The sequence below is a fragment of the Bradyrhizobium sp. LjRoot220 genome (assembly GCF_964252915.1).
In the GTDB taxonomy this organism is placed as follows: Bacteria; Pseudomonadota; Alphaproteobacteria; order Rhizobiales; family Xanthobacteraceae; genus Bradyrhizobium.
In genome coordinates this window covers 1,344,909-1,371,134 of sequence record NZ_CAXUPS020000001.1, presented here as the reverse complement: position 1 = coordinate 1,371,134, position 26,226 = coordinate 1,344,909, and the positions used below count along the sequence as shown (strand labels likewise).

Sequence of the window (26,226 nt, the reverse complement as noted above, 5' to 3'; positions counted from 1 at the left end):
TTCGCAATCGCGCATAGTCTTGATTCGGCCCGGTGGTGGTAGCCGACAAAGGCCCGGCGAACGGCAGGCGTCGCCACGCCAATATACAGGGTTTCAAAATCCTGCAATGGCCTTGTTTGCCCATCCGTCGGCCGTTCGGTTATCATACTTCCCCACCCTTGACTACAAGCCCACGGCCGGCCGCCCGAAACGGCCTGTGGCCGCATCGATCGGGCCGTTAACCGGCTCAAATCATGGCCATTCCGCCATTGACGTGGATGGTTTGCCCGGTGACGTAAGCCGCCTCGTTCGAACTCAGATAGACGGCTGCGGCGGCGATCTCCTCGGGCGTCCCCAGCCTTGCTGCAGGAACCTTCGACAGGATGGTTTCGCGCTGCTTGTCGTTGAGCGCATCCGTCATCGGCGTCTTGATGAATCCGGGCGCGATGCAATTGGCGGTCACGTTGCGCTTGGCATATTCGGCGCCCAGCGTCTTGATCAGGCCGATGATTCCCGCCTTCGACGCGCTGTAGTTGGCCTGTCCGGGATTGCCGGTCACGCCGACGATCGAGGTGATGGCAATGATGCGGCCGAAGCGCTTGCGCATCATCAATTTGGTCGCAGCGCGGGCCAGGCGAAAGGTCGCGGTCAGGTTGACGTTGATGACGTCGTCCCAATCCTCGTCGCGCAATTGCACGAACAGATTGTCGCGGGTGATGCCGGCATTGGCGATCAGGATATCGACCTGCCCCATCGCCTCTTCCGCCGCAGGCACCAAAGCCTCGACTTCCGCGCTGTCGGAAAGATTGCACGGCAGCACGTGAACGCGCTTCCCGAGCGAAGCTGCGAAGGCATCCAGCACCTCGCGGCGCGTGCCCGAGATCGCCACCGTTGCGCCCTGCGCATGCAATGCCTGCGCGATGGCGTTGCCAATGCCGCCAGTCGCGCCGGTCACCAGCGCCGTCCTGCCCGTCAAATCGAACATCGAAATCTCCTTTGCGACGAGCTTACGCTGAAGCCGCCAATGCGTCCCTGGCAGCGGCAATGTCCCCGGGCCCGCCAACGGGTACGCCGACGGCACCGTCGGCGATTCGCTTGACCAGCCCGCTCAGCACCTTGCCGGCGCCGATCTCGAAAAATCGCGTGACGCCGTGGCCTGCCATATAGGCGACCGACTCGCGCCAGCGCACGGTGCCGGTGACCTGCTCGATCAGGCGGCGCCTGATCTCGTCGGGATCGGTGATCGGCGCGGCCAGCACGTTCGACACCAGCGGCGCGGCCGGCGCCTTGATCGTCACGTCCGCCAGCGCCTTCGCCATCGCGTCGGCCGCGGGCTGCATCAGCTTGCAATGGAACGGCGCCGACACCGGCAGCAGCATCGCGCGCTTGGCGCCCTTGGTCTTGGCAATTTCCAGCGCGCGTTCGACCGCGGCCTTGTCGCCGGAGACCACCACCTGCCCACCGCCATTGTCATTGGCGGCCTGGCAGACCTGGCCCTGCGCGGCTTCCGCGGCCACCGCCACCGCCGCCTCATAGTCGAGGCCGAGCAATGCCGCCATGGCGCCAGCGCCGACCGGCACGGCCTTTTGCATCGCAAGGCCACGGGTGCGCAACAGGCGCGCGGCATCGCCGAGGCTGAGGCTGCCGGCCGCGGCCAGCGCCGAATATTCACCGAGGGAGTGACCGGCCACGAAGGCAGCGTCGCGCCCGACCGCGAATCCGGCCTCGGTCTCCAGCACCCGCAACGTCGCGATTGAGACCGCCATCAAGGCCGGCTGGGCATTTTCGGTGAGCTGGAGGGTTTCGGCAGGCCCCTCCCAGATGATCGCGGTCAGCTTTTCGCCGAGCGCCGCATCGACCTCGTCGAATACCGCCCGCGCGGCCGGAAAGGCTTCCGCCAGGGCCTTGCCCATGCCTACGGCCTGGGAACCCTGCCCCGGAAATGTAAATGCAGCCGTCATCGGCGCTCCCTCATCACGTTGGGGCCGTAAGACACTGACAGCGCGCTGGATGTCAAGCCGCGGTGCGGAATCGCTAGGCCTTCCGTGCCGTCTTGGGTTAGGCCGCCTTGGGTTTAGGCCTTGGCCTAGAAGCCGCCGGCCTTCTGATCGCCGCCGACCTCGGCCCCGGCCCGCGCGCGTCGCGCGCTGCTCACAAGCTGGCCCGGACGATCCTCCTGGTTCGGCTTCGCGGTTGCGAGGCGCAGCACCGCGGCATAGTTCGGCTGCACCTCCATGCGCGCCGCGTACCGGCTTTGGCTCAGAATGCGGTGGACGCGCGGCAGGTTGTAACAGGGCACATAGAACAGCAAGTGATGTTCGAGGTGATAATTCACATAGTAAGGCGCGATGAACAGCCGCTCGAGGAAACCGGCATGCGTGGTGCGGGTGTTGCGCAAGGGATCGCTGCTGTCGGGCACCACGGCGTGCTCGGCGATGTTGCGGATGCGGGTGATCACCATCATCCAGGTGACGAGCGGCAGCAACCATAGCAGCGGGTAAGCCCACCACACGCCAGCGGTGGCGAGCCCTGCGAACATCACCGCATTGACCGCGATTTGCGGACCAAGCTTTTCCCGGAAATGCGCGACGCGTTGCGCCAGCGGCCATTCCGCAGGGCCGAGCGCGTTGAGCAATTGCGCCTTGCGCTGCTGATAGCCGGTCTGCCCGGTGATATCGCGCAGGAATTTGCGGCGGTAGCTCATCTTCGTGATCGGAAACGGCGCCGACAGAATGAGATCGGGATCATCCTCCTGCTGGGTGCGCGCATGATGCTGCAGATGATAGCGGCGGTAGGCGCGGGTCTCGGCAAAGATCGGATAGGCGCAGAACCACTGGCTCAGGGTCAGATTGGTCTTCTCGTCGGCCGACAGGCAGCCATGCGCGCCGTCATGCATCAGGATCGCAAGCCCGAGCTGGCGCGAGCCGATGATGCCGACGGCGAGCAGAAACGTCAGCGGATTGGGCCACCACGCCACCAGTGCGATCGAACCAATGATCAATACCCACGCATGAACGATCAGGGCGACCCCTTTCCAGGTCGAGCGCTGGCGGACGGCGATCAACTCATCCTCGGACAGGAAATCACGGGCACGCATGCGAAGCGCGGTCATGACGAGGTCTCCCCTTCGGGTGAATTTGAATTTGATGTGTTGGCGTCGCTGACGAGGCGCAGGCGGGCGCTGTCGCCAGCCGATTTTGCCGTCGCCTGCTCACCCAGCACGCGGAGCATCTCTGCGGATAATTCGTCCGCCGAGCGGCCCATGGCGTAGCCCTCAACCATCACGCCGATCGCGACCGCCCAGAACCGCCGCGAGGTCGCGTCGGGATCGCGCAGCGAACTCCAGCCGTGGCGTTCGATCTGGTTCGTATAGGCGCGCAGGCCTTCGCCGTGCAGCCGCTCGATGGTGCGCTCGACCAATGGCGCGAGATCCTGGCGGCGGCGCGTCAACGTCAGCGCCTCGGCAAAGAAGGCGACCGAATCCGTCGCCGTGACGCTCGCAACGAGCGCACGCGTATAGTCGCGCGGCGTCTGCGCCGACAGCGCCGCCTGCTCTGCCGCGCGCGCGACATAAAGCATGTCGCGGCAGGCGGCTTCGACAAACAGCGCTTCCTTGGTGCGGAAGTAATAGGTGATCTGGCTTGGAAACGCGTTCGCAGCAGCGGCGATGTCGGAGATCGAGGTGCCGGACAGGCCGCGATCCCTGAACAGGCGGCTGGCCCCATCCAGCAGCCGCGAGCGCATCTGGCGCCCGGCGGAGCGCGTGGCGCGCGCGGCGTGCCTGGGGTCGCCGGCCGGCATTTCCTCAGTTTGAGCTGACTTGGGAGCCATTTTACCCTCTCACGGCTTATTTGTATGTTATACAAACAATTATGTCAATGAACTCCCTTGGGGGCTGCGAAGGACTGTCCCGTAAACCCCGCCAGAACCCCTCATGAACGCTTGCCAGCGCGCTCAAAAGCTCTATAAACCGCGCATCCGTGGATCCCGGCCGGGAGCTGAACGGACGGTCTCAGCAATCTCACCTTTTCGGCGATGTTGATGTGGCAGGGCCAGTTGGCCCGTCGTCCCGTGCTTCCGCCTTCTGAGCAATATCGAGTCCTTTCCGAAGGTCTCGAAGGGCTTGTCGCCAGGAACCGCGCCAACACAGGAAAGGACACCCATGCCTCTTTATGAGCATGTTTTTCTCGCGCGTCAGGATGCGAGCACCCAGCAGGTCGAAGAGCTGACCACCCAGATGACGGGCATCGTCGAAGGGCTCGGCGGCAAGATCACCAAGACCGAGAACTGGGGCGTGCGCTCCCTCACCTATCGCATGAACAAGAATCGTAAAGCGCATTTCGTGCTGATGAACATCGACGCTCCCTCTGCTGCGGTCACCGAGATCGAGCGGCAGGAGCGGATCAGCGAAGACGTGATCCGCTATCTCACCGTCCGCGTCGAAGAGCACGAGGAAGGTCCGTCAGCCATGATGCGCAAGGCCGACCGTGACCGCGAGCGCGACGATCGCGGCGGTGGTTTCCGCGGTGACCGCGAAGGCGGCTTCCGCGGCGATCGCGAAGGCGGTGGTTTCCGCGGCGGCGACGGTGGTGGCTTCCGTGGCGACCGTGCCCCGCGCCGGCCGCGTGACGACGAAGCAACCGCAGCGGTTGAGGAGTAAGAATCATGGCTGAAGCTGGTGCACGCCGTCCGTTTTTCCGCCGCCGCAAGACCTGCCCGTTCACGGGCCCGAATGCGCCGAAGATCGACTACAAGGATTCCAAGCTGTTGATGCGTTACGTGTCCGAGCGCGGCAAGATCGTGCCGAGCCGTATCACCGCCGTCTCCGCCAAGAAGCAGCGTGAACTCGCCCGCGCCATCAAGCGCTCGCGGTTCCTCGGCCTGCTGCCTTACGTCATTCGCTAAGACGATTTCGATCGGCGGCATCCGTGCCGCCGATCGCGACTTTTCATAAGGCTTCCGGGTCGTCCGGTCGCCGATGGTTGGGGTCCAAAGACCTCTAACCGCTCGAAAGGGGCGGGACAGCTGATGATCGTGATCATACTCATTGCGCTTGCGGCCGGCTCTGCGTCGGCACTGATGTTCGCCTCGATCATCTCGGGCGCGCTGATTTCATTGCTGTTGTTCTATCTGGCCCCGCTGCCGCTGATGGTGGCAGCCCTTGGATGGGGACCGCTCGCGGCGACGATCGGCGGCATCGCCGCGGCCTCGGGCCTCGGGCTGATGTTCGGCCTGCCCTACTGCATCGCCTTTGTCGTCACCGTCGCACTGCCCGCCTGGTGGCTCGGTCATCTGGCGCTGCTCGGACGGCCACTGCCCGCCACAGAATCAACCGACGGCTCGCAGCCGGCCGCGCCTGCCATGGAATGGTACCCGGTCGGCCGCATCCTGCTCTGGATTGCCGGCTTTGCGATGCTGACCACGATGGCCGCCATGCTGACGCTCGGTACCGATTCCGAGACCATCACCGCCTCGCTGAAGCGCGGCCTGTCGCGAATTCTGGCTCCCCGCAATGCGGCACCGTCCGCCGATACCGAGCGGTGGGTCGGTGCGCTCGCGATCATCGCGCCGCCGGCAGCCGCGATCGTCGCCATGATGACGCTGACGCTGAACCTCTGGCTCGCCGGCAGGATCACGGCGACCTCGGGTCGCCTGCACCGGCCGTGGCCGGACCTGAAGAGCGCGGAGTTGCCGCCGATGACGATGGTCGCGTTGTCGGTCGCCCTTGCATTCTGTTTCGTCGGCGGGCTTCTCGCATTATTCGCGCAGATCACCGCCACGGCATTGCTGATGGCTTACGCCATCACCGGCTTTGCCGTGCTCCACACCCTGAGCCTGGCGCTGAACGGCCGCGCGTTCTGGCTGTCCTGCGCCTACGCCGTCGTCGTGGTGTTCGGCTGGCCGGTATTGGCGATGGTCGTGCTCGGCCTCGCCGACGCCGTATTCGGATTTCGCCAGCGCTTCATGCGCGGGAGGCCGCCGCCAATGCCCGCATCCTAATTCCACCACCCACTCGAACCGATCATCACCACTTCAAGATCATCACCACTTCAAAAGGAGAACGAATATGGAAGTCATTTTGCTGGAACGCGTCGCCAAGCTCGGTCAAATGGGCGAAGTCGTCAAAGTCAGGGACGGATATGCCCGTAACTTTCTGCTCAAGCGCGGCAAGGCATTGCGCGCAACGTCGGACAATCGCGCCAGATTCGACGGCATGAAGGCCGAACTCGAGGCCAACAACATCAAGGCCAAGGGCGAAGCCACCAAGGTCGCGGAGAAGATCGACGGCCGCAATGTGGTCGTGCTGCGCCAGGCATCGGAAACCGGCCAGTTGTTCGGATCGGTGAGCGTGCGCGACATCATCGCTTCGTTCGAGGCCGACGGCGTCACCATCAGCCGCAGCCAGGTCATGCTGGACGCGCCGATCAAGACCATCGGCAAGCACTCGATCGCGATCGCCGTGCACCCCGAAGTCGAAGTCAATGTCAGCGTCACCGTTGCGCGCAGCGCCGATGAAGCCGAGCGCATCAACCGCGGCGAGGATATCTCGAGCCGTCAGGAAGACCAGGACGCCGCCGCCGAGGCGCTGGCGGCCGCCGGCGAGTTCTTCGATCCGGAAGCCCAGCACGACGAAGAACGTCCGGCGCCGGAAGCGACCGAGAAGTAGCGCGCGCCTCTCTATATATGTGTTGAGAACCAGGCCCGGCCGATCAGGCCGGGCTTGGGATTCGTGCCGCCGCTTGCTCATCCAGCATTGCGATCGAGGCGAGCGCTGTTGCGGTATGCTTCTCGACGCCGTCGGTGACGCAATACACATCGGCCGCGACGACCGCGACCTGACGTCCGGGCTTGATCACCCGCGCCCGGCATATCAGGCGCTCGCCCACCGCCGGCGACAACAGATTGAGTTTATATTCAGCCGTGAGCGCCGGCTGGCCGCGCGAGGTCGCAGCCGCGATCGTGGTCGCATTGTCGACCAGGAACGCCGTCACGCCACCATGAAACAAACCGTGCTGCTGCAGCAGCTCCGGCCGGCGGTCGACCGCGAGCGTGCATGAGCCGCGCGTCAGTTCGGACAGCTCGGCGCCGATATGATTCATAAAGCCCTGGCGGCCGACATTGTCGCGGATGCGGCTGGCGATCGGCGCGAAATCGGGGTCGGTGTCCGCAATCATGCCGTTTCTCCGGTTGTATTGGTTGTTGCATTGCTTGCATCGGATGCGACCACCGCACGGGCGGCGCAGGCGATCAGTACGTCGCTCTGGTCCCTCGGATCGGCGCCGTCGCGGCCCGACAGCCAGGCGCGGCAGAAAATCTGCGCCGGTCCAATGATCTGGCTGAAGAACACGGTCGGCGTCATCGGCAGCAATTCGCCGCGCGCGATCAGCGGCGCGCGCCAGCGCTCGACCGCCTCGGCGAGATGCGAATTCTGCGCACGCTGCGCGCCACGGATCTCATCGGTCCATTCGCTGCGCGAAATCTCGAACAGATAGCGCGCCTCGCGCCGGTTGTTCACGACCCAATCCAGATGCGCCCTGATCAGCCGCGCCACGCCCTGCCTGGCGCCGCAGGATTCGTCGATCGCCGCCAGCACAGCGGCGTGATAGCGGCCGAGGATTTCCAGGAACAGGGTGCCGGCCAATTCCTTCTTCGATCCGAAGAAATGGAAGAAGCTGCCGTTGGACGCGCGCGCGCGGGTTCGAATGGCGGCCACCGTCGCGCCCTCAAAGCCGTCGCGATCGAACACCGCCAATCCCGCCGCCAGCAGATCCTCTCGCGCCGTGGTCATCACGCTACCCTCGCACCGACTGGATCACCGCTCTAGAGTAATGCTCTACAAACGATCAAGCAAGCCTGGGTGCGAACATTGCACGGCCAACGGTATCGGCGCTCGTTGCGAGAACGGGCGTTATTGGGAAATCGGCGGTGCGGGCGGTCCGGCCGGTACAACCGGCGGCGATGCTGCAGGCGGCGGCGCCGAGGCCGTCACCGCTGGCGGTGTCGCAGCCGCAGGCGCCGACGAGCTCGCGGCCGGCTCAGGCGTCCCGCTTGCACTCGTCGACGAAGCCGGCGGTGCCGGCGTCACTGGCGGGACCGGATCGGGCCGCAATGGTGTCGGCTCGCTGCCAACAGTCTCTCTGGGTGCGTCGACCTTTGCCGTGGTGTCGGGCTTGGCCGTATCAGGCTTGCCCGCATCAGACCTGCCTGCTTCGGACTTGCCTGCTTCGGACTTGCCAGCTTCAGACTTGCCCTCGTCCGCAGAGTTGGCAGCATCAGGCTTGGCCGAATCAGACTTGGCCGAATCGGATTTGGCGGCATCAGGCTTTTCGCCTTCGGGCTTGCCAGCATCCATTTTGGCGGTCTCATGCTTGGACGCTTCGTCCTTGGCCGCCTCGTCGGTTTTCGCCGGCTCCTCGGCGGGTTTTCCGCGCTTGCCAAGCTTCTGCTTGGCGCCGGTCTTGCTGTCGGTCGCAGCCTGCGCCGGCGTCTGGCCATCGGCGGGCTTGGCAGCGTCGGGCTTGGCGGCGTCGGGCGGCTGGCCTGGCCGTCGTTTGCCGTCGCGACCGGGGCGTGCGCCCTCACCTTGCGGCATGATGCCATCGGCGTCCGGCCTGGACGCCTCCTGCACCGGCGGGGCTGGATTTTGCCGGCGGCCGAACCGATCGAGTTGATCCGGCCTGGCGGCCTCTTGCTTGGCGCCCTTGGCCGCATCCGTCTTCGGCTGATCCTTGCTCTGGAAGCGGGTGTCGGTGGCGCCGTTGGCTATCAGGAACGAGGCAAGCACCCCGGCCATGTCGCTGCCGGTGGTGTAGTGCTGGCGCAGGAAGCCGGGGAGCGACGACGCCGACACGTTCTTCAACAGGCCGCGGGGGCTCTTGTGGCAGGCGTTGCAGGTGCCGGCGAAGATCTGGGCAGGGGTCTTGCCGGCCTCCAGATTTTCAACCGCGAGCAGCGCGCCCGCCGTCAGACAGCCGACCAGAAGCGTCACCGTCGCTAAACTGAGCGCTCGGCTCAACATTCCCTGCTTCTCCAAATGTGGAATCGCTTCCGGCGTCGCACAACACAGCCGGCGGCGGTCACCTTGTAGCCGATTATCCCGCGAATGGAAGCGCACTTGTAACGCAACCGCGTGATCTCCACATTTGGGAATATCCGCTTTGACTACAACGCACTAGCCCGCTGGGCTGATCATAATTATTATGATCTTGTCGACCCACATAGGAACCTTCGTTCCCGCCGTGCGTCGGTTGTAACGGGCCGGTCGTTCCATTGGTGCTTTGATGGATCGTTTGTTACGTTATTTCCTGGGACAGTTTATTCGCCGCGGCACGATGACATTCACGGCCGCGAGCGGGGCCACATTTACCTGCGGCGACGGCACTGGGCGACCGGTATCGGTCCGGTTTCTGAGCCCGCGCACCGAACGGCGGATCCTCCTCAATCCCGAACTGGCGCTGGGCGAGGCCTATATGGACGGCACGTTCGTGGTCGAGGACGGCTCGATTGCGGATGCGCTGGCGATCCTGCTCGATCAACCCGACATGGTGCCGCGCTGGGGCCGGCTGCAATGGTGGCTGCGCTACCTCGCCCGTCATATCAGCCAGTTCAATTGGCGCGGCCGGGCGCGAAACAATGTCGCGCATCATTACGATCTCGACGGACGGCTCTATTCGCTCTTTCTCGACGCCGATAAGCAATATAGCTGCGCCTATTTCGAAACACCCGACACCGCGCTCGACGATGCCCAATTGGCCAAGAAGCGCCACCTCGCCGCCAAGCTGCTGATCGGGCGCGGCGACCGCGTGCTCGACATCGGCTCGGGCTGGGGCGGTCTTGGCCTCTATCTGGCCGAGATGACCGGCGCTGATGTCACCGGCATTACGCTTTCGACCGAGCAATTGCAGGTTGCGAACGCCCGCGCCGCGGAAAAAAAACTGGGCCATCAGGCCAAATTCCTGCTCAGCGACTACCGCGACATTCCGGGTCCGTTCGACCGGATCGTGTCGGTCGGAATGTTCGAGCATGTCGGCGTCGGCTTTTATGAAACCTTCTTCAAGCGATGCGCCGAGTTGCTCAGCGACGACGGCGTCATGGTTCTGCACGCGATCGGCCGCTCGACCGGCCCCGACGTGACCAGCCCGTGGATCACCAAGTACATTTTCCCGGGCGGCTATATCCCCGCGATGTCCGAAGTCGCCCCGGCGATCGAGAGCGCCGGCCTTTTGGTCTGCGACATCGAAATCCTGCGGCTGCATTATGCGGAGACGCTGAAAGCCTGGCGTGAGCGCTTCATGGCGCGGCGCGAAGAGGCCGTGCGCCTTTACGACCAACGCTTCGCCCGAATGTGGGAATTCTATCTGGCCGCGTCGGAAATGTCGTTCCGCAAGCAGAACCTGATGAATTTCCAGATCCAGCTCACCAAGCGCCAGGGCGTCGTACCGATGACGCGCGACTACATCGCGCGCGAGGAGGCGCGGCTGCGCGGGATCGAAACGGGAAAGCAGCCGCGGCTGCAAATCGCGGGCGAATAGGCCGGTTTCGCGGTGAATGTCTTAGTTTCGCAGGCTGTAGCCGGAGCCGTAGACGATTGCGGCGGTCGCCGGACGCGCGAGTTGCGCAAGCAGGGCGGCCAGTACGAGCCCATCGCAGGGCACGGCACGCGATTCCGGGCGCGAAACCTGCTCCATGGTGTCAATCAGCATCGACAGCCAGGCGCGCTGGTCGCCTCCTGATCGCCATGTCCTGAGTTGCTGACCCATTGTCTCGTCCTTGATCCCTGACCTTAACCAACCCGAAAGCCTAAAAGCCGTTCCCGAATTGCTCGACCACGATGCCGGACAGAAAGTCCGGCGGATGTGATCCAGTTCACAGAGTTCGCCGGCGCCTTGCCGTAAAATTACGGAATGGCGCAGAAACCCTACCCAACTTCGCTCGACTCGAGAGCCGATCTCACGACCGATTACGCCCTGATCGCCACCGGCGTCGGTTCGGCCCTGATCGCGTTGATCTTTCTCATCCTGGCTTGATCAATCGCTAACATCGTGCCCCGGATCATCTCCGCAGGCCCGTATGGGTGGGTCCAAGTGGCGATAAGGTTCAGGCCGACCTAACGTCTTGGCCAACATTTTCGTGAACGCGGCGGCAACGCCCCGCCGCTCTGGCCAAACCCGTCAAGTGCCATGCCGCGACGACCAATGAGGATTCACACCTCCCTTGTGTGAATCGGGCATAAGGCATGTTGGTACTTCCGCTCGGCACAAGCTGAGCGCTTTATCGCCGCCCCAATCCGGCATCCCCAATAACGACCCAAATCCGAAGAACAATTCCGAGCATGGCGCTAACTGATTCGAACATCTTCAAGCTTGCCCCCGACGCGGGAACTCCGGCCTTCCGGAGTGCGCCGCACAATATCGAAGCCGAGCAGAGCCTGCTGGGCGCGATCCTGGTCAACAACGACGCGTTCTATCGGGTTTCGGACTTCCTCGAGCCAAAACACTTCTTCGAGCCGATCCATCAGGCGATCTACGAGACCGCCGGCAGCCTGATCCGGATGGGCAAGGTTGCGACCCCCGTCACCTTGAAAACCTTTCTGCCCGCCGAGACCGATATCGGCGGCATGACGGTCGGCCAGTACCTCGCCCGCGTGGCGGCTGAAGCGACCACCATCATCAACGCGCAGGATTACGGCCGGACCATCTACGACATGGCGCTGCGCCGCGATCTGATCCGGATCGGCGAGGACATGGTCAACGTCGCCTTCGACGCGCCGGTGGATTTTGCCCCGCGCGCGCAGATCGAGGATGCCGAACGTCAGCTCTACGAACTGGCGGAGTCCGGCCGTTACGATGGCGGCTTCCAGCGCTTTGCGCAGGCGATGAAAGTCGCGCTCGATATGGCGGCCAACGCCTATCAGCGCGACGGAAAATTGTCCGGCATCGCCACCGGACTGCGCGATCTCGACGCCAAGATGGGCGGCCTGCAGCGCTCCGACTTGATCATCGTCGCCGGACGCCCCGGCATGGGCAAGACTGCGCTCGCGACCAACATCGCCTACAACATTGCCGAAGCGCACCAGGCGGAAGTTCAGCCCGACGGCACCATGAAGTCGGTCAACGGCGGCATTGTCGGTTTCTTCTCCTGCGAAATGTCCGCCGAGCAGCTCGCCACCCGTATTCTCGCCGAGCAGACCGGCATCGCGTCGAGCATGATCCGTCGCGGCGGCATCCGACAGGACGAGTTTGACAGGATACGCGACTACACCATCAGGCTCGAGCATTTGCCGCTCTATGTCGACGAGACGGGCGGCCTTTCGATTTCGCAATTGACGGCGCGCGCGCGGCGGTTGAAGCGGCAGAAGGGTCTCGACGTCATCGTGGTCGACTACATCCAGCTGCTGCAGGGCTCGGGCAAGCGCGGCAACGATAACCGCGTGCAGGAAGTCACCGAGATCACGACCAGCCTGAAGGCGATCGCCAAGGAGCTGAATGTTCCGGTGATCGCGCTGTCGCAGCTGTCGCGTCAGGTCGAAAGCCGCGACGACAAGCACCCGCAATTATCTGATTTGCGCGAATCCGGCTCGATCGAGCAGGACGCCGACGTCGTGCTGTTCGTGTACCGCGAAGAATATTATCTGCAGAACAAGGAGCCCAAGCCCGGCACCGCCGAGCATGAAAAATGGCAGCTCGACATGGACCTGGCGCTCGGCAAGGCCGAGGTCATCATCGCCAAGCAGCGCCACGGACCGACGGGTACGGTCCCACTTCAATTCGAGGGGCAATTCACCCGATTTAGCGATCTCGTCCAAAGCGATAACCTGCCCTACCGTGTGCCGTAGGCGTGTTCGAGCCAGACGCAGACTGGTTGGGGTAAAGCAAACGGGTCGGGTCTTGTCCTTCTGCGCGGTTGAACCACGGCGTTCGCCCGCGTAAAATGCGGCATGAACATCGCATCCGACCCCAAATCCATCCCGCCAAGCACCCTGCTCTCGCCCGAGGCGAACCAAGCCGCCGCGCTGGCGAGCGCCACCGGCGTGCTCACCGTCGATCTGGACGCCATCGTCGCCAATTGGCGCAAGCTCGAGAAGACCGCCGTGCCGGCCGAATGCGCCGGCGTGGTCAAGGCGGACGCCTATGGCTGCGGCGCCGAACAGGTCGCCCGCGCGCTGGCCAACGCCGGCTGCAAGACCTTCTTCGTCGCAACGCTCGAAGAAGCTGGTGTCGTCCGCGCGGCTCTGCCGGCGGCCACGATCTATACGCTCGACGGCTTCTTCCAGAACACCGGCGACGCCTACGCCAAGATCGATTGCAAGCCCGTGATCGGCGATCTCAACGAACTCGCCGAATGGGACGTGTTCTGCCGTCGCTCCGGCTGGTCCGGCGGTGCGGCCATCCACATCGATACCGGCATGAACCGGCTCGGGCTCACGGTGACTGAAGCGCAAGGTATCATTCCGCGCATCAATGCCGGCGATCACGGCATCACGCTCGTGATGAGTCACCTCGCCTCCGCCGAACTGCTCAACAACCCGCTCAACGCCAAGCAGCTGACCGCCTTCCGCGAGATCTCCAGTCTTTTTGCGGGCGTGCCGGCGTCCCTGGCGAATTCGTCCGGCGTGTTCCTGGGGCCCCAGTTCCAGTTCGAACTGGTGCGGCCGGGCGCGGCGGTTTACGGCATCAATCCGACGCCGGAATCCGACAACCCGATGCAGCCGGTGGTCGAGTTGAAGGCGCGCATTGTGCAAATCCGCAATCTCGAAAAGGGCGAGACCGTCGGTTACGGCGGCACCTGGACGGCGCGGCGGCCGACCCGGGTCGCGATCGTTTCCGCAGGCTATGCCGACGGCTACTTCCGCGCCGCCAGTTCGAATGACGGCAGCCGCGGCGCCGAGGTGGTGGTCGCCGGCAAGCGCTGCCCGGTCGCGGGCCGCGTCTCGATGGACCTGATGGCGGTCGACGTCACCGACCTGGAAAAGAGCGCGGTGCGGCGCGGTCACATGGTGACGCTGATCGGCGAAGGCATCACGGTCGATGAACTCGCGCATCATTTCGGCACCATCGGCTATGAGGTGCTGACCAGCATCGGCAAGCGCTACGCGCGCATCTACAAGGGTGGCACCGCGACAGCCGAGTTGCCCGCGCCTCCGGCAACAGAACCGGTCGCAACGCCGCCAGGACTGCCGCCCGCGCTACCGGCCTGACAAATTTTTGTCAGGCATGAAGATCGCGACGTTCAACATCAACAATGTCAATCGCCGCCTGCCGAATTTGCTGCGCTGGCTGCGTTCGGCAAAACCCGATGTCGTGGCGTTGCAGGAGTTGAAATCGACCGACGCCGATTTTCCGGTCGCCGCGATCGAGAAAGCCGGTTACGGCGCGGTGTGGCGCGGCCAGAAGACCTGGAATGGCGTCGCCATCCTGGCGCGCAACGTCGAGCCGGTGCTGACGCGGACCGCCCTGCCCGGCGACGCCAGAGATAACGAGGCGCGCTACATCGAGGCCGCCGTCAACGGCATCATCGTCACCAGCCTCTATCTGCCGAACGGCAATCCGCAGCCCGGGCCGAAATTCGACTACAAGCTGGACTGGTTCAAGCGGCTGCGCGCGCACGCCGCCAAATTCATCAAGCAGGACATCCCGGTGGTGCTCGCCGGCGATTACAATGTCGCGCCGACCGAACTGGATATCTATCCGACGAAGTCGTGGGACAAGGATGCGCTGATCCAGCCGAAAAGCCGCGCCGCCTTCAAGACGCTGACGGCGCAAGGCTGGACCGACGCGATCCGTACCCTGCATCCGTCACAGCCGATGTTCACGTTCTGGGATTACAAGCGCAACCGCTGGCCGCGTGATGCGGGGCTGCGGCTCGATCATCTCCTGCTCAGCCCCGCGATAGCGCCGCGCCTGCTCAAGGCCGGCGTCGACCGCACCATTCGCGGCGAGGAAGGCGCCAGCGATCACGCGCCGGCGTGGATCGTGTTGAAGTAGCAGGGCCCAAATACAAAACTGCGAAAACAACCCCATGCACAGAAAGCAACCGCCTGCGCCAGCTACAAAATTTCCGGCGCAGCATGGCGCCGAGGCCGCCCCAGCCAGCCTTCGCTCGCGAAGCGCGTGAAGGCTGCGGCGCCGAAGCCCAGCGGACGAAGGCGGGCTACTCGGCCCGCGAACTCCGTCTCGGCAAGCGAAAATATTGAAAACAACCAACGTAGCCGGTGGTCGCCGGCATGGCCGCGAAAACCTTTTGACACGTCGGGCAAATCACCGGCACATATCTAGCATCCCCCCATTTTGCAAAGTGCCCTCGGCGGACGATCGCGCATCGCTCGCGATGTCCACTCTTCCCTCAACAACGGACCTTTCGCGACGCTGCGGTCATATCGACTTGTGGTTGCGTCATCGCGTCAAAGGTAGTAGCTTGCTCAAACAGGTAAGCTGCTTGGCTTGTCCGAGAGCTGTCTTAAAATATGAATGTGCCGAGTTTCTCGTTCTTGGCCCTGGAAGCACTGGTGTCGTTGGTGGGCCTACCCGCAAACTCATCTTGGCGATGACGCCTCGCTGCACGTCGCGATGCGATCCTCGCACACACATCGGAGATCGTTGGAGGGCAATGTGAAAAAGCTGCTTCTCACTGGTCTGATGAGGAAGTGACGCAAATGCCCGGGATGACGCCCGTAAACAATGGCCAGCTCGTTTCGTTTGGATCGCATTTCGAGGTGCAGGTCAAAACAGGTCCTGACGGCGCAGAACTATGGGTCGCTAGGGTACCATTCAACGAGACGATCCACGATCAACAGTTTTCCCTCGCGGAGTCGTTTGGCGCGGAAGTTACGCAGGAACTGTCGCTGGACACGCCGGAGCCCGGCCATCTGTACATGTTTCGTTTATTTGGCGCACAGACTGGTTCACCGAGCGGCCACGGACACTTGATTGATGAGCTCAATATTCCGCGATTAAAATCGGGTCGACGGCGCGATTACTTGACGATGTGCGGCGGCGAGGGAATGCTGCCCCAGTTGGCGATGGAGAGCGGGGGCACGTTCGTAAGAGCCGTCATCGGCTCGGGCAGTGTCGTAACCCGTGCGCTGTTGCTGGTCAGCGACGCGCGGCTCGGTTGGCCAGGCGGAGAGTTTCCAAAACTCAGTGGCGCAGACGAGAATAATTTCTTGCTGTCATCGGCTTCCGACGGCACAGACTTGATTCATGACGTTCCGGTGGTGGATCTGCGAGCTGACGGATCGCCGGACAGTCGGCGACTTGGGCCGGGTGCAACCGTCCGTTTCGTGACGCTGGTCTGGGACAGTGACGGCGGCTTCGATTTTACCTGGACAAGCAAGTCGGGCATTCCAACTGTCGGCGCCGCGTCGGTGAACCCTCCCGAAGAGGTGACCACAAAACAGCGTCATATCGAGTTGGTGGTCAACAAACTGGTGTGTCTGGATGACAGCGACGACTTGAGCGACGGTGAAGCGAGCTTTGAGATCACGATGACACCGTCGGCGCCCGGGTCGCCAGTTACTCGGGACGTGGGATGGAATCCGATGGAAACGGGTTCGAGCCGTTCGCTCAACGAGCGGTTTCAGGTGACCGGAAAGAAAGCCGATTCTGTGACGATCGCGGTAGCTGGAATTGAGGATGATTCTGGGTCGTTCCCCTCGGATGGCGACGATCGCGCCGCTGCCACTTCCACTTTGCAGTTTCTCAGGGGCCCCGGCACGGAAACGTTCAAGGATATACTAACGTTGGATTCGCGAGTCGGCGGCGATGGATTTCACTTTCTGATGCATTGCTCGGTGGATGTTTCCTACGCGTGACTGAGCCGCACACACCGGCACCAGCGGAGCTCGTAAGCCATGGCGAAGTCGATACTCGCAGCGGACAAATTCGTCTACGTCGCAGATAATACTGCCGCCAAGCTCAAGATCGATCCGGACGACGACACTGGCGATGTCGAGGTGTTCGAACGCATTATCCCATTCGACGCGACCGGCAGCAATCTGCCGGATTTCGACAAAGTCCCAGGCGTGTTCCCGCCGAATGAGAGTGGCGAACACAGCGTCAATTCTATTCCTCCGGGATCCTTGTACCAGGCGCTAGCATTCCGTCGTGGCAATATCTCTGACGGATCGAGTCCTCAGGAAGACGATTTCCCGCTGGCGGTCGGACGCGTTGAACTGCCGAGCATTTTTGTCGAGGCGAGGGAATCTTTGCTGACGTCGTGCGCAGGGGTCCCGCAACTCAAGCTCAGCCAAGATAGCAATGCGCTCCGAGCGGCACTCGCAACGGGAGGAGAGGTGACCCGAATGCTTCTGCTAGTCGGGAATAAAAAGCCAAGGCTTTTCGATACTGGCCAGGGCCCAGTGCCGCGCTTTGGTGCAAGCGGTAGCGTTCCCGTGGCCCTCGGTAGCTCAAGGGTCGCGGCTCGGCTTCATCGTGTCGACGCGCCATCGAACACGAGTTTTTCACAAATTGATGAAATCACGCCAGGCGACTCGTTCTGGTTCATCGCGCTGGTATGGACAGCACGGGGGCATTGGGATTTTGCATGGTCGATAGAGAACGCGAGCGAGCCTCTCGAACAGACGGCGCTGATGCGCACGATCAAAGCTAAGGTTCTCCAACTCACCTGTGTAAACGACGACAGCTTCGACGATCCAATTTTCACGCTAAAGTTAGAGGATCGAGGAACACAGTCGATCGAGAGCAGCAGCTTCAGGTGGGACGACATGGCGACAGGGAAGATGATTTCGCCGGGACTTTCACTCGAGTGGTCCACTGATGGTTCAGAACCTATTTTCATCTCGATCGGCGCCCCCGATCGGAATTACGGCGCAGAAGTACTGTTGCCATTTCCAGTTGGCGACGGTGCGCACTTCAACGAGCGCCAAATCAGGATAACCGGTAAGGACGGGCTCGGGACCCAGCCTGTGTTCTATGCTGATGTCAAACTTACGGTCTCCTACAAATAGGAGCGCCGTCCGCTCCGAGCTGAGCGTCATAGTTTTCAAGCCGCGTTCTGTTTTGGTCACGTCAGTCCCGGTAGCAGATGTTGGTGTAGCCTCGACTCGGAGCCCGGGAAGGCATTACCGACTGCTCGCCCACTCCTGGCTCTCAGTAAACGCGGCGACTACCAATCGCTGATGTTCGCTCTGGGTCCAATCGGACGTCAGCACTCGCAATGGCGATGTCCGATCTAACATCGCGAACGGAAATTGTTAGATCAGCCGCCCTGGTTCGATAGGAGAACTTGCTGCCAAATTTCCGGCGCAGCATGGCGCGCCGAGGCCGCCCCAGCCAGCCTTCGCTCGCGAAGCGCGTGAAGGCTGCCGCGCCGAAGTCCAGCGGGCGAAGGCGGGCTACTCGGCCCGCGAACTCCGTGTCGGCAAGCGAAAATATTGAAAACAACCAAAGTAGCCGGTGGTCGCCGACATGGCCGCGAAAACCTTTTGACACGTCGGGCAAATCACCGGCACATATCCAGCATCCCCCCATTCTGAAAAACGCCCTCGGCGGACGATCGCCCGCGCATCGCTCGGAATGTCCGCTATTCCCTCAACAACGGACCTTTCGCGACGCGGCGTGCGTCTATAGCAGACACCGCCGCCAACGGCGGTCATTGCCACTTGTTCCTAAAGACGAAAGACCCCTCACGCCTGGCCAGCCCACTTGGCAGTTCCGCAATATGAACGCTTATTCAGGGACTTAGCGCGGGTTTGCGCCGGAACGTAAAAGCCTCCTGCCGGTTATCGATGCGCAGTTGAAATGCAAGGAGTGGGAAATGAAAAAGCTAGCTATCGTACTTGCCGTCGGTGCTGCCGCGCTGCTCGGGGGCAGCGTAGCAAACGCTGACAACTCGGCGAAGAAGACGGAAGGTGCAACAGTCGGAACAAGCCAGTCGACCGACTTTAGTGCGCACCGTCGCTATCGCCACTATGGCCATCGCCGCTACTACAGGAGCTATGCGTATTATCCTCGGCGGACTTACTACGCTCCGCCAGCGTACTACGCTCGGCCGTACGGCGCGTATGGTTATGGCGGCCCGTCCATAAGCCTAGGCTTTGGTTTCGGCGGCCATCGTCACCACCATCACCACGGCTGGTGACATTCCTAACAGCCCGCAGTTTGTGCGGGCTGTTCTTTGCACGCGGCCGTGTCGGCTCACCGGCGCAAGCGGCAGACAACAGCCCCAAAAAGCAACGGCCCCAGCGCCTTGCGGGGGACGCGCTGAGGCCGTTTTGATGTGTCCGGGCGTCTGAAAACGGACACCGCCGCCAACGGTCATTGCCACTTGTTCCTAAAAGAAAGAGACCCCAACCCCGGGGCAATAAGCGGCGCCGGGGTCGCACCGTATGGCCGCGAAAACCTTTTGACACGTCGGGCAAATCACCGCCACAGATCCATCATTCCCCCATTCTGAAAAACGCCCTCGGCGGACGATCGCCCGCGCATCGCTCGCAATGTCACTATTCCCTCAACAACGGACCTTTCGCGACGCTGCGGTCATGTCAGCTTTGTGCCACAAGCGGACTTGCCGAAGCAGTCCGCGTTCTATTTTGCTATTCGCGAAAAGCTGTCGGACAGGGCTAGATTTGGAACGAGTGGGCAATTTTCGGGCGCACGCTCATCGACAGGGCGACTATTGTCGAGCACGGGGTATTGCACATGAAAGCGAATGTCCCCTGCAATTGACGGGATTAGCCCGGTGTAGAAATGACCTGGCCCAAATAAATGGACATTGACATAGGTCGTTCGGAAGAACGGTAACAAGGGGTGGAAGAGCCCAAGCCGATTGACATTCAGGTAATAGTTGAAACTTACAACTCCGCCCTTTTTTGCGACCGTTTCATAGGGGGCCGGTCGCATATCGAAAGTGTTTCGATATTGAGCTCCGAACGAACGCAGCAACGCATGGGACGCAGCCACTCTTTCGTAGACAGACGGATTGCCATCAATCATCTTTTCAAACAGCTGATCGAGACGGGTCGATGCTTTCACGTCATCCCACGAAAAGCCACCGGGCGTTTCTGATGACAGTACCTTTGCTTGCTGCAAGTAGGCGCGATACTGCTCATTTGACACTGAACCAAACGTGCATTGGTCTTGTTCGCCATTCGCGATATACGTGAGCAGGACGGGTACGCAGTATACTCCCGCAACGCCCAGCAACACTGATAGTCCGAGCCACCTTCTCAACTTCGTACCCGTCACCCGTTATTTGTGAGCATGCCCCAGCCAAGCTACATGAATGACACGACACGCTTGAAAAATCATTCGCCTTAATGGTTGCAAACATCATCCTGCCGTTAACGGTTCGTTGGTCGATGTCTGCTGCGGGTCAAACCGAGAAGTCTGGGCGAGCACCCGGAAGTCGACTTGCCCTCAAGAGCGGACTTCGCCAGACGCCATCGGCATGTCTCAAAAGTGCCAGGAACGGAAGTCGCGACCTCATTCAATCACCTCATCGGCACGAGTCAGGCGCGCGCTTCAGAGATTTGAAATCTGCAACAGCTTGCGGTCGCCGATCCAGGTTCTGGCAAGGTCGGCCTCGGCCTTGCGGGCTGCGGAGCCATCACCGCGTGACTTGTGCAGTTCCGCCAGCCCGTAATACGACCAGCCATTGGCGGGCGCCCGGCTGAGCGCGCGCTGGAATTGCCGCTCCGCCTCGGCGTAGCGGCCGGCCTGCAGCAGGGCGGCGGCAAGCGACTGCCGGATCGGATAATACCAATAGGGCGGCTCGGTGTAGGCCAACGCGTCCTGCAATGCCGCCGCTCGTTCGAACCGGATGATGGCGGTGCGATAGTCGCCCTTGGCCTGGGCTACGCGTGCGAGGATCACCGTGCGCGCGATACGGAGCACCTCCTGCGCCGGGACGCCTGAATCCTTCAGCAGCTTGAAGTCCGCGGTGCGCTCGATCGTCTCGATGGCGCTCGCTGCGGCAGTAGCGCCCGCGAAGTCACGGTTCGCCACCAGCGCGACGCCGCGCACGTAGAGCCACATCGCCTTGACATAGGGAATCGCATCGCCGGGATCCGGCAGCGCCAAAATGGTCTCGGGCGTGCTGAACTGCGCGTGCGCGAAGTAAGGCGCCGCCTTGACCGGCTGCACCATCGCAATGCCCTTGGCAGCCTCGCTGGGAATGAGCTGGCCGAGCTTCTCCGCAGCCGCAATTACGGTCGGGCCGTCGCCGGCCATCTGCGCCGACGCCATCACGAAGTGCACGTTGTGCGGATAATAGCCGAGCCTGTAGACGCCCATCGGCGCGTTGGTCTCGGTCAGGTATTTTTCATCGACCTTGACCGCGGTCTTGTTGTCTTCCAGCGCGTCGAGATAGCGGCCGACCCGATAATAGATGTGGCTCGGCATGTGCACGAGATGGCCTGCGCCGGGAATCGCGCCGCGCAACTTGTCGGCATAGGGCTCGGCGCGCTTGGGGCGGTCCGACGCCTCGACGGCATGAATATATAGGTGAATAGCGCCGGCATGATTGGGATTACGCGCCAGCACGCGCTCCAGCGTCGGCACGATCGGCACGCTTTGCGGCTTGGCGTCGCGGCCGCCCGGCTTCCAGTAGTCCCAGGGGCTGAGATCCATCACCGCCTCGGCATAGAGCGTGGCAATCTCGTCGTCTTCGGCAAACTGTTTTGCTGCCTTCGCCATTTCGGCCGCGTAGGCCGCATCGAGTGGTGCGCGAGAGGCCTTGGGATCGCTGCCGTAGCGCACCGCGATGGCGCCGATCAGCGCCTGCTCGCGCGGGCTCGCTTTCCCGGCCAGCGCCTTCGCCTTCTGCGCGGCGGCATAGGCTGGCGCGACCGCGTCCTCCGGCATCGGGAGATTGATGTTGGGACCGAGCACCAGCGCCTCGCCCCAGAAACACATGGCGCAGTCAGGGTCGAGTTTTTGCGCCATGCGAAACGCGCGTCGCGCCTCATCGTGATTGAAGGCGTAGGCGAGACGCAGGCCCTGATCGAAATAGGCCTGCGCGCGCTCGTTCGCGGTCGTGATCTTCCAGGTGATGGAGCCGATGCCGGTCCACAGGGGCGGCTCGGTGTCCGCGAATGCCGGCGCGGGGCTGGCTGCGCTCATCTCGGCGCGCGGCACTTCCGTCTGCACCAGGCGAAACATCATGTTCGGCCGGGCGGTTGCCTTCGGCGTGCCGCAGATCGGAATATCGGCGTCGGCGACCGGCAGCGATACATCCACGGCGGTTGCGCGTGCGTCCGCGAGAATAAAACCGCTCCCGGCCAGCAGCGCCGCCAGTGCCGTGCCGCCGAGTGCGGCAAGACTTACGGAAACCAGCACGCTTCGCGATCGCGTAAATGTCGCCATGATGGGCTCCAAAATCGGACGGAGAAATCTGCCGGATCCGGGACTTCAACGGGTCGCCGGAACCGGATCCCAAGAGGCCCCTGAAACGAATTTTCAGACGTTTCCGTCCTTTCCGCAAGGCGACTGCAATGTCTGTGGCTGCGACACGTTAGCGTCGGCGGAAGGCTCGCCGCGTTGGGTCAGCGGTGCTGCTCTTGTCCGCTTCGGGTCAAACTGGGCTCAGCGTCGCGGCAATGTCGGTTAAGTGCCAGTAGCGGAAGTCCCATCGACGCAGGCATTCGCTCTCCCAACACCAGAAAATTGCATCCCTCCACCTCCCGTCACTGATCAGACGCCCGACGCACGCTGCTCCCGCCGGCAGCGCCGCCTCTGCGGGTAACACAACCTCGTTGATAAACTTCGCGGCCCCTCCGGGAAGGGAAGAGCCGGATGCCACCGCCATCACGAGGTTGCGGTCAGAAGGTTCAAAATGAGCTGGCTCTGCGAGCCGGAAGCAAAGTAGGCCGGCGACCCGTCGCGTGCCGGCCTTGTCCACCACAGGTAGCCGTAACCGGCGTGGACCGGCTCACCACCGTCGCTGTGCTTGCGCGTGGAGTCGCGGACGTAGGCCTCCGATACCACCTGCCGCTCCCGCCACCGCACGCCTCAGGATGATCGCGATCAGGTCGGTCCCCTGATCGTCATAGTAAAAATGAGTGCCCGGCGTGTGCTTGACGGTGCGCCGGATCATCCAGACGCTGGAATTCCAGACGCCCGGCACGGCGACCATCTCGTGCGGAGCGAAGCCCGACGACATCGTCAGGAGATCGCGCAACGTGGTCTGCCGAGCCGGGAACCCTGCGGCAATGAAAAGCGAGATGCCGATTGCCGCCATAAAAGGTCGCGCGCTGCCCATCGCCCTCCCCGCCGTTCGGTCCGTACCGCCTCTTGATTGCCGAGTTGAATCAAACCCGGCAAGGTTCATTATTTCAGCGAGCTGGAAGTCCCATTCTTAGGATAGGCGGGCATCTCGCATTTGTGCCAACAACGGAACTGTCCTTTGACAGTCTGGCGTCTAGTTGAAGCCCCTGACCTTGCTGTCCTTCTTCCACAGCGCCTCGTCGTATTCAGCTTCCGATAGCAGCCACTTCAATTCGTCGTGGTCTTGCCGCCGTGCATAGACACGAGCTTTTCCTCACGAAATCGGAGAATGAGCCAAGCGGTCTCATCGAAACCGTCTGCGAGCTTTCCCTCGTGATAATACACGATCTGAGCAGCTTCCGACTTCGACGGCGGTCCCAACGCCGTGACTACCTCCAGACGCGACATACCTAAATGCAGCTTGCCGTCGAAGACGAGGGGCGCGAACTTTTCCGGGATGATGGCGCAATCGGTCGAGGTGTCGGTGTCTTTCTCGGTGAGCTCTTCAACGATCTCTGTGACTAGATGGTCCGGGCCGCCCATCTCTCCGTGGGACACGACCCATAATCGATGCTGCGCGCGCCTATAACACAGCCAATAGATGCTACCTCCAGCGTCGCCCTGGTGTTGGATGGTCCCTTCGCCCACGGCTTCGCGGACCGCGCCGAGCGGCGTCTCCTCGAAGCGGCCGACGAATGCGCCTAGCGAAAAGCGGGTCGCCAAGCCCTTCGCGGCCGTCGGCGGCACGCGCTCGAACGCATGTTCGTCGACTGGCGGCGGCGGTGTCTGCGCGGAGCAGTCGCCCGCGGGGATCGCGAAAAGGAGAAGCAGCAAGAAGAGCGTCTTTCGACTTCGCCCGGAACAGCGGACATTGCTGCGCCGGCCCAGTCCGTTAAGTGCCACTTCCAGACGTCGAGACATGTCAGCGCCGCTCCGTCATCTTGCGCAATTCTTTCGAAACGCGCTTCACAGCCTTCAGGCCGTCCGGATCGGACGGAGCGAGTTGAACGTGCACCTTGAAGTCGGCCAATGCCGCTTGCAGGCTGCGTTTCTTCTCCCACGCCATGCCGCGGTTGTAATAGGCTTTGGTATTTTTCGGATCGAGCCGGATCGCCTGGTCATAATCCGCGATGGCCCGGTCGAAGTCGCCCTTGTTGCCCCAGGCGCTGCCGCGGTTGACGTAGGCGGAGCCATATTTCGGGTCGAGCTCGATCGCCTGGTTATAGTCGGCGATCGCCCGGTCATACTTGCCCCCGGCGCTCCAGGCGCTGCCGCGGCCATAGTACGATTCAGCATCTTTCGGATCGAGCTGGATCGCCTGGTCGAAGTCCGCGATGGCCCGGTCGAGCTCGCCCTTGGTCCCCAGGGCGCTGCCGCGGTTGGCGTAGGCGACCCCATATTTCGGATCGAGCTTTATCGCCTGGTTATAGTCCGCGATGGCCCGGTCGAACTCGCCCCTGTGGAACCAAACGTTGCCGCGGTTGCTGTAGGCAGCCGGATACGTCGGATCGATCCGCATCGACTCGTTGTAATCCGCCACTGCGCGTTTGACGTCGCCCTGCGCCTGGTGCGCCCCGCCGCGACGCGTATACAGCCGCGCGAGGCTTCGACCCGTGTATTGGTGCGAGTCGATGGCGCGCGAGCACCCTGCGACCGCGAGGTCATCTGACAGCTTTACGCAGAAATCCAAGTCGTCTGCGGCGGCCACTCTCGGCCACCCGGCGAGAACCACCACGGCCATGCATGCCAACAACCGGTATGTCGAGAAGCGCATCTGCATCGCACGTGATCTCCGCACGTTGGTCGGAGCAGCCGGAACAACCGACCGCCATTCTCCGGACGTTCATTTGTGCTTTAGTCGGGTCGCAGAACAAATGGTTCATCAGCGATGACTGGACGCTCGGTTTCCGCTTTCGGGGTCAAACTCAGAAGTCCGGAGGGTCGACCGGGAGGTCGGCTTTGTGCCAAGGCTACTAACGGCAATACAAATGGCTGCCCTAGTTTGCGAAGCTCTGACGCGGCATGAATTTTTCACGCAACTTATAGAACAGCTCTTCCTTCTTGCTCATGGCCACGAAGCTGGCAGGAAGATTGAAGGGATGATCCTTGTTGTCCACCAGAACTTCTCGCATATCACTAAGCTCGTGCAGAGTAAGCTCGGGCACATCAAATTTGCGGATTTTATATTCCCCGTTCCAGGCCCGCGTCCGTATGTACGACATCAATTCGTGCTGTTCATCATCCATCCATTCGCTACGACCGTCGTAGTATCTCATCCAGAAGTAAGCGAAATACATCAGCGCCGTTGCTCGATCGCAATCCGGACGTCTGAGCACAACATTGAAATGAGCCGTCAGTCCTTCGTAGTTGCCTACGCAATGGAAAAAATGGTGAGCCTCTATTGGCTTACATGTCTTCAGCAAATCCAGGACGACCTGATGCTGGCCGGCGTCGCTGTCAGAACGCTCCCATGCCTGCGAGAGATCAATCGGGACCATTGACTCATCGTACTGCAGCGAGGCTTCCCCCGCCGCGAAGGCCATGCCCCACACCCATGCGGGCACCTCATTTCGATGTTTTTGGCTCATGGTCCCGCTCATCAAATGGGGTCTATCAAAAGCATAGTCGTTTGTGATGAAAGTCCTGCTTCCAGGCGTGATGAATGAGCGGTTAAGCGGGTAACTTTGCAAATGCCTTTCCATTGGGATTGGGGCTTTACCGAACATGCTGCACTTGCCCAGGTCGGCGACGGGGCCATTCGCGTCGGTTTAGTCGGGTGCCCGTCACCTCCGGTCGACCCTAACTAACGGACATGATCAGGGACGGTCAGCAAAGGTGCCACCAGCGGACTTGCTGCACGCCGGGAAGACAGCGGCGCGCTCGAATTGACTTAAATCATCCGGGCTTCGTCATTTCGGGATCGCCCGACCGTCGCCGTCCAGTCAAGCGGCGCCCTGCCCCGTAGACCCCAACCGTTTCATAACCCCGGCTTGCTAGGCTTCAGCCTTCACGACCGCTTCGAAAG

Annotated in this window: 25 protein-coding genes; 11 read left to right on the top strand and 14 right to left on the bottom strand. The window is 62.1% G+C overall.

Annotated elements, in window-relative coordinates:
• Positions 1-226: 226 nt before the first annotated feature.
• The 4 genes from fabG to ACSQ84_RS05890 all read right to left on the bottom strand — a co-directional run bounded on the left by fabG (position 227) and on the right by ACSQ84_RS05890 (position 3,810).
• Positions 227-964 (bottom strand): 3-oxoacyl-[acyl-carrier-protein] reductase, encoded by a 738-nt coding sequence (fabG, locus tag ACSQ84_RS05905; RefSeq protein ID WP_436210681.1) that lies wholly within the window; start codon positions 962-964, stop codon positions 227-229.
• A 22-nt stretch (positions 965-986) separates the two neighbouring features.
• Positions 987-1,940: an ACP S-malonyltransferase gene (gene fabD / locus ACSQ84_RS05900; protein WP_436210680.1), complete on the bottom strand. Its 954-nt coding sequence runs from the start codon at positions 1,938-1,940 to the stop codon at positions 987-989.
• Positions 1,941-2,065: 125 nt separating this feature from the next.
• The gene (locus ACSQ84_RS05895) at positions 2,066-3,091 is read right to left on the bottom strand and encodes a fatty acid desaturase family protein (RefSeq protein ID WP_436210679.1); all 1,026 of its coding nucleotides are present in this window, start codon (positions 3,089-3,091) and stop codon (positions 2,066-2,068) included.
• Positions 3,088-3,810, bottom strand: a complete 723-nt coding sequence (locus ACSQ84_RS05890) for a TetR/AcrR family transcriptional regulator C-terminal domain-containing protein (protein ID WP_436210678.1) — start codon at positions 3,808-3,810, stop codon at positions 3,088-3,090. The genes ACSQ84_RS05895 and ACSQ84_RS05890 overlap by 4 nt, the downstream gene beginning before the upstream one ends.
• Before the next feature lie 331 nt (positions 3,811-4,141).
• On the opposite strand from ACSQ84_RS05890, the gene rpsF reads away from it, so the two are divergent.
• From rpsF to rplI, 4 genes are all read left to right on the top strand, one after another.
• Positions 4,142-4,639 carry a 30S ribosomal protein S6 gene (gene rpsF, locus ACSQ84_RS05885; RefSeq protein ID WP_436210677.1) on the top strand — a complete coding sequence of 166 codons (498 nt, stop codon included), beginning with the start codon at positions 4,142-4,144 and terminating at the stop codon, positions 4,637-4,639.
• A gap of 5 nt (positions 4,640-4,644) precedes the next feature.
• Positions 4,645-4,884, top strand: coding sequence for a 30S ribosomal protein S18 (gene rpsR, locus ACSQ84_RS05880; protein WP_002711478.1), 240 nt, complete (start codon positions 4,645-4,647; stop codon positions 4,882-4,884).
• A 123-nt stretch (positions 4,885-5,007) separates the two neighbouring features.
• The gene (locus ACSQ84_RS05875; protein WP_436210676.1) at positions 5,008-5,979 is read left to right on the top strand and encodes a hypothetical protein; all 972 of its coding nucleotides are present in this window, start codon (positions 5,008-5,010) and stop codon (positions 5,977-5,979) included.
• Positions 5,980-6,046: 67 nt separating this feature from the next.
• The gene (rplI, locus tag ACSQ84_RS05870; RefSeq protein WP_436210675.1) at positions 6,047-6,646 is read left to right on the top strand and encodes a 50S ribosomal protein L9; all 600 of its coding nucleotides are present in this window, start codon (positions 6,047-6,049) and stop codon (positions 6,644-6,646) included.
• 43 nt (positions 6,647-6,689) lie between these two features.
• Here the strand turns inward: rplI and ACSQ84_RS05865 are convergent, their stop codons facing one another.
• The 3 genes from ACSQ84_RS05865 to ACSQ84_RS05855 all read right to left on the bottom strand — a co-directional run bounded on the left by ACSQ84_RS05865 (position 6,690) and on the right by ACSQ84_RS05855 (position 8,998).
• Entirely contained in the window at positions 6,690-7,154 is a 465-nt protein-coding gene (locus tag ACSQ84_RS05865) for a PaaI family thioesterase (protein ID WP_436210674.1), read from the bottom strand.
• Positions 7,151-7,768, bottom strand: a complete 618-nt coding sequence (locus tag ACSQ84_RS05860; RefSeq protein ID WP_436210673.1) for a TetR/AcrR family transcriptional regulator — start codon at positions 7,766-7,768, stop codon at positions 7,151-7,153. Before ACSQ84_RS05860 ends, ACSQ84_RS05865 begins: the two co-directional genes overlap by 4 nt.
• 120 nt (positions 7,769-7,888) lie before the next feature.
• Positions 7,889-8,998 (bottom strand): hypothetical protein, encoded by a 1,110-nt coding sequence (locus ACSQ84_RS05855; RefSeq protein WP_436210672.1) that lies wholly within the window; start codon positions 8,996-8,998, stop codon positions 7,889-7,891.
• Between the two features lie 262 nt (positions 8,999-9,260).
• Here ACSQ84_RS05855 and ACSQ84_RS05850 point away from each other — a divergent pair, with 262 nt between their 5' ends.
• The gene (locus tag ACSQ84_RS05850; protein WP_436210671.1) at positions 9,261-10,511 is read left to right on the top strand and encodes a class I SAM-dependent methyltransferase; all 1,251 of its coding nucleotides are present in this window, start codon (positions 9,261-9,263) and stop codon (positions 10,509-10,511) included.
• Between the two features lie 21 nt (positions 10,512-10,532).
• Here ACSQ84_RS05850 and ACSQ84_RS05845 read toward each other — a convergent pair whose 3' ends face one another.
• Positions 10,533-10,739, bottom strand: a complete 207-nt coding sequence (locus ACSQ84_RS05845) for a transcriptional regulator (RefSeq protein WP_436210670.1) — start codon at positions 10,737-10,739, stop codon at positions 10,533-10,535.
• Positions 10,740-10,883: 144 nt separating this feature from the next.
• On the opposite strand from ACSQ84_RS05845, the gene ACSQ84_RS05840 reads away from it, so the two are divergent.
• The 6 genes from ACSQ84_RS05840 to ACSQ84_RS05815 all read left to right on the top strand — a co-directional run bounded on the left by ACSQ84_RS05840 (position 10,884) and on the right by ACSQ84_RS05815 (position 17,944).
• Positions 10,884-11,006, top strand: coding sequence for a hypothetical protein (locus tag ACSQ84_RS05840; protein WP_436210669.1), 123 nt, complete (start codon positions 10,884-10,886; stop codon positions 11,004-11,006).
• A gap of 305 nt (positions 11,007-11,311) precedes the next feature.
• Positions 11,312-12,814: a replicative DNA helicase gene (locus ACSQ84_RS05835; RefSeq protein WP_436210668.1), complete on the top strand. Its 1,503-nt coding sequence runs from the start codon at positions 11,312-11,314 to the stop codon at positions 12,812-12,814.
• 102 nt (positions 12,815-12,916) lie between these two features.
• A complete protein-coding gene (alr, locus tag ACSQ84_RS05830; RefSeq protein WP_436210667.1) occupies positions 12,917-14,176 on the top strand; it encodes an alanine racemase in 1,260 nt (419 codons plus the stop codon).
• Positions 14,177-14,192: 16 nt separating this feature from the next.
• Complete coding sequence (locus tag ACSQ84_RS05825) at positions 14,193-14,963, top strand: exodeoxyribonuclease III (protein ID WP_436210666.1); 771 nt, start codon at positions 14,193-14,195, stop codon at positions 14,961-14,963.
• A gap of 668 nt (positions 14,964-15,631) precedes the next feature.
• Positions 15,632-16,789 carry a hypothetical protein gene (locus ACSQ84_RS05820; protein WP_436210665.1) on the top strand — a complete coding sequence of 386 codons (1,158 nt, stop codon included), beginning with the start codon at positions 15,632-15,634 and terminating at the stop codon, positions 16,787-16,789.
• 39 nt (positions 16,790-16,828) lie between these two features.
• Positions 16,829-17,944: a hypothetical protein gene (locus ACSQ84_RS05815; protein ID WP_436210664.1), complete on the top strand. Its 1,116-nt coding sequence runs from the start codon at positions 16,829-16,831 to the stop codon at positions 17,942-17,944.
• Between the two features lie 1,579 nt (positions 17,945-19,523).
• Here the strand turns inward: ACSQ84_RS05815 and ACSQ84_RS05810 are convergent.
• The 6 genes from ACSQ84_RS05810 to ACSQ84_RS05785 all read right to left on the bottom strand — a co-directional run bounded on the left by ACSQ84_RS05810 (position 19,524) and on the right by ACSQ84_RS05785 (position 25,927).
• The gene (locus ACSQ84_RS05810; RefSeq protein ID WP_436210663.1) at positions 19,524-20,144 is read right to left on the bottom strand and encodes a hypothetical protein; all 621 of its coding nucleotides are present in this window, start codon (positions 20,142-20,144) and stop codon (positions 19,524-19,526) included.
• A gap of 315 nt (positions 20,145-20,459) precedes the next feature.
• Positions 20,460-22,301, bottom strand: coding sequence for a tetratricopeptide repeat protein (locus tag ACSQ84_RS05805; RefSeq protein ID WP_436210662.1), 1,842 nt, complete (start codon positions 22,299-22,301; stop codon positions 20,460-20,462).
• 565 nt (positions 22,302-22,866) lie between these two features.
• Positions 22,867-23,196, bottom strand: coding sequence for a hypothetical protein (locus tag ACSQ84_RS05800; protein WP_436210661.1), 330 nt, complete (start codon positions 23,194-23,196; stop codon positions 22,867-22,869).
• Between the two features lie 233 nt (positions 23,197-23,429).
• Entirely contained in the window at positions 23,430-24,122 is a 693-nt protein-coding gene (locus tag ACSQ84_RS05795; protein ID WP_436210660.1) for a hypothetical protein, read from the bottom strand.
• A gap of 1 nt (position 24,123) precedes the next feature.
• Complete coding sequence (locus ACSQ84_RS05790; protein WP_436210659.1) at positions 24,124-24,981, bottom strand: tetratricopeptide repeat protein; 858 nt, start codon at positions 24,979-24,981, stop codon at positions 24,124-24,126.
• Positions 24,982-25,198: 217 nt separating this feature from the next.
• Positions 25,199-25,927: a hypothetical protein gene (locus ACSQ84_RS05785; protein ID WP_436210658.1), complete on the bottom strand. Its 729-nt coding sequence runs from the start codon at positions 25,925-25,927 to the stop codon at positions 25,199-25,201.
• Between the last annotated feature and the right edge of the window lie 299 nt (positions 25,928-26,226).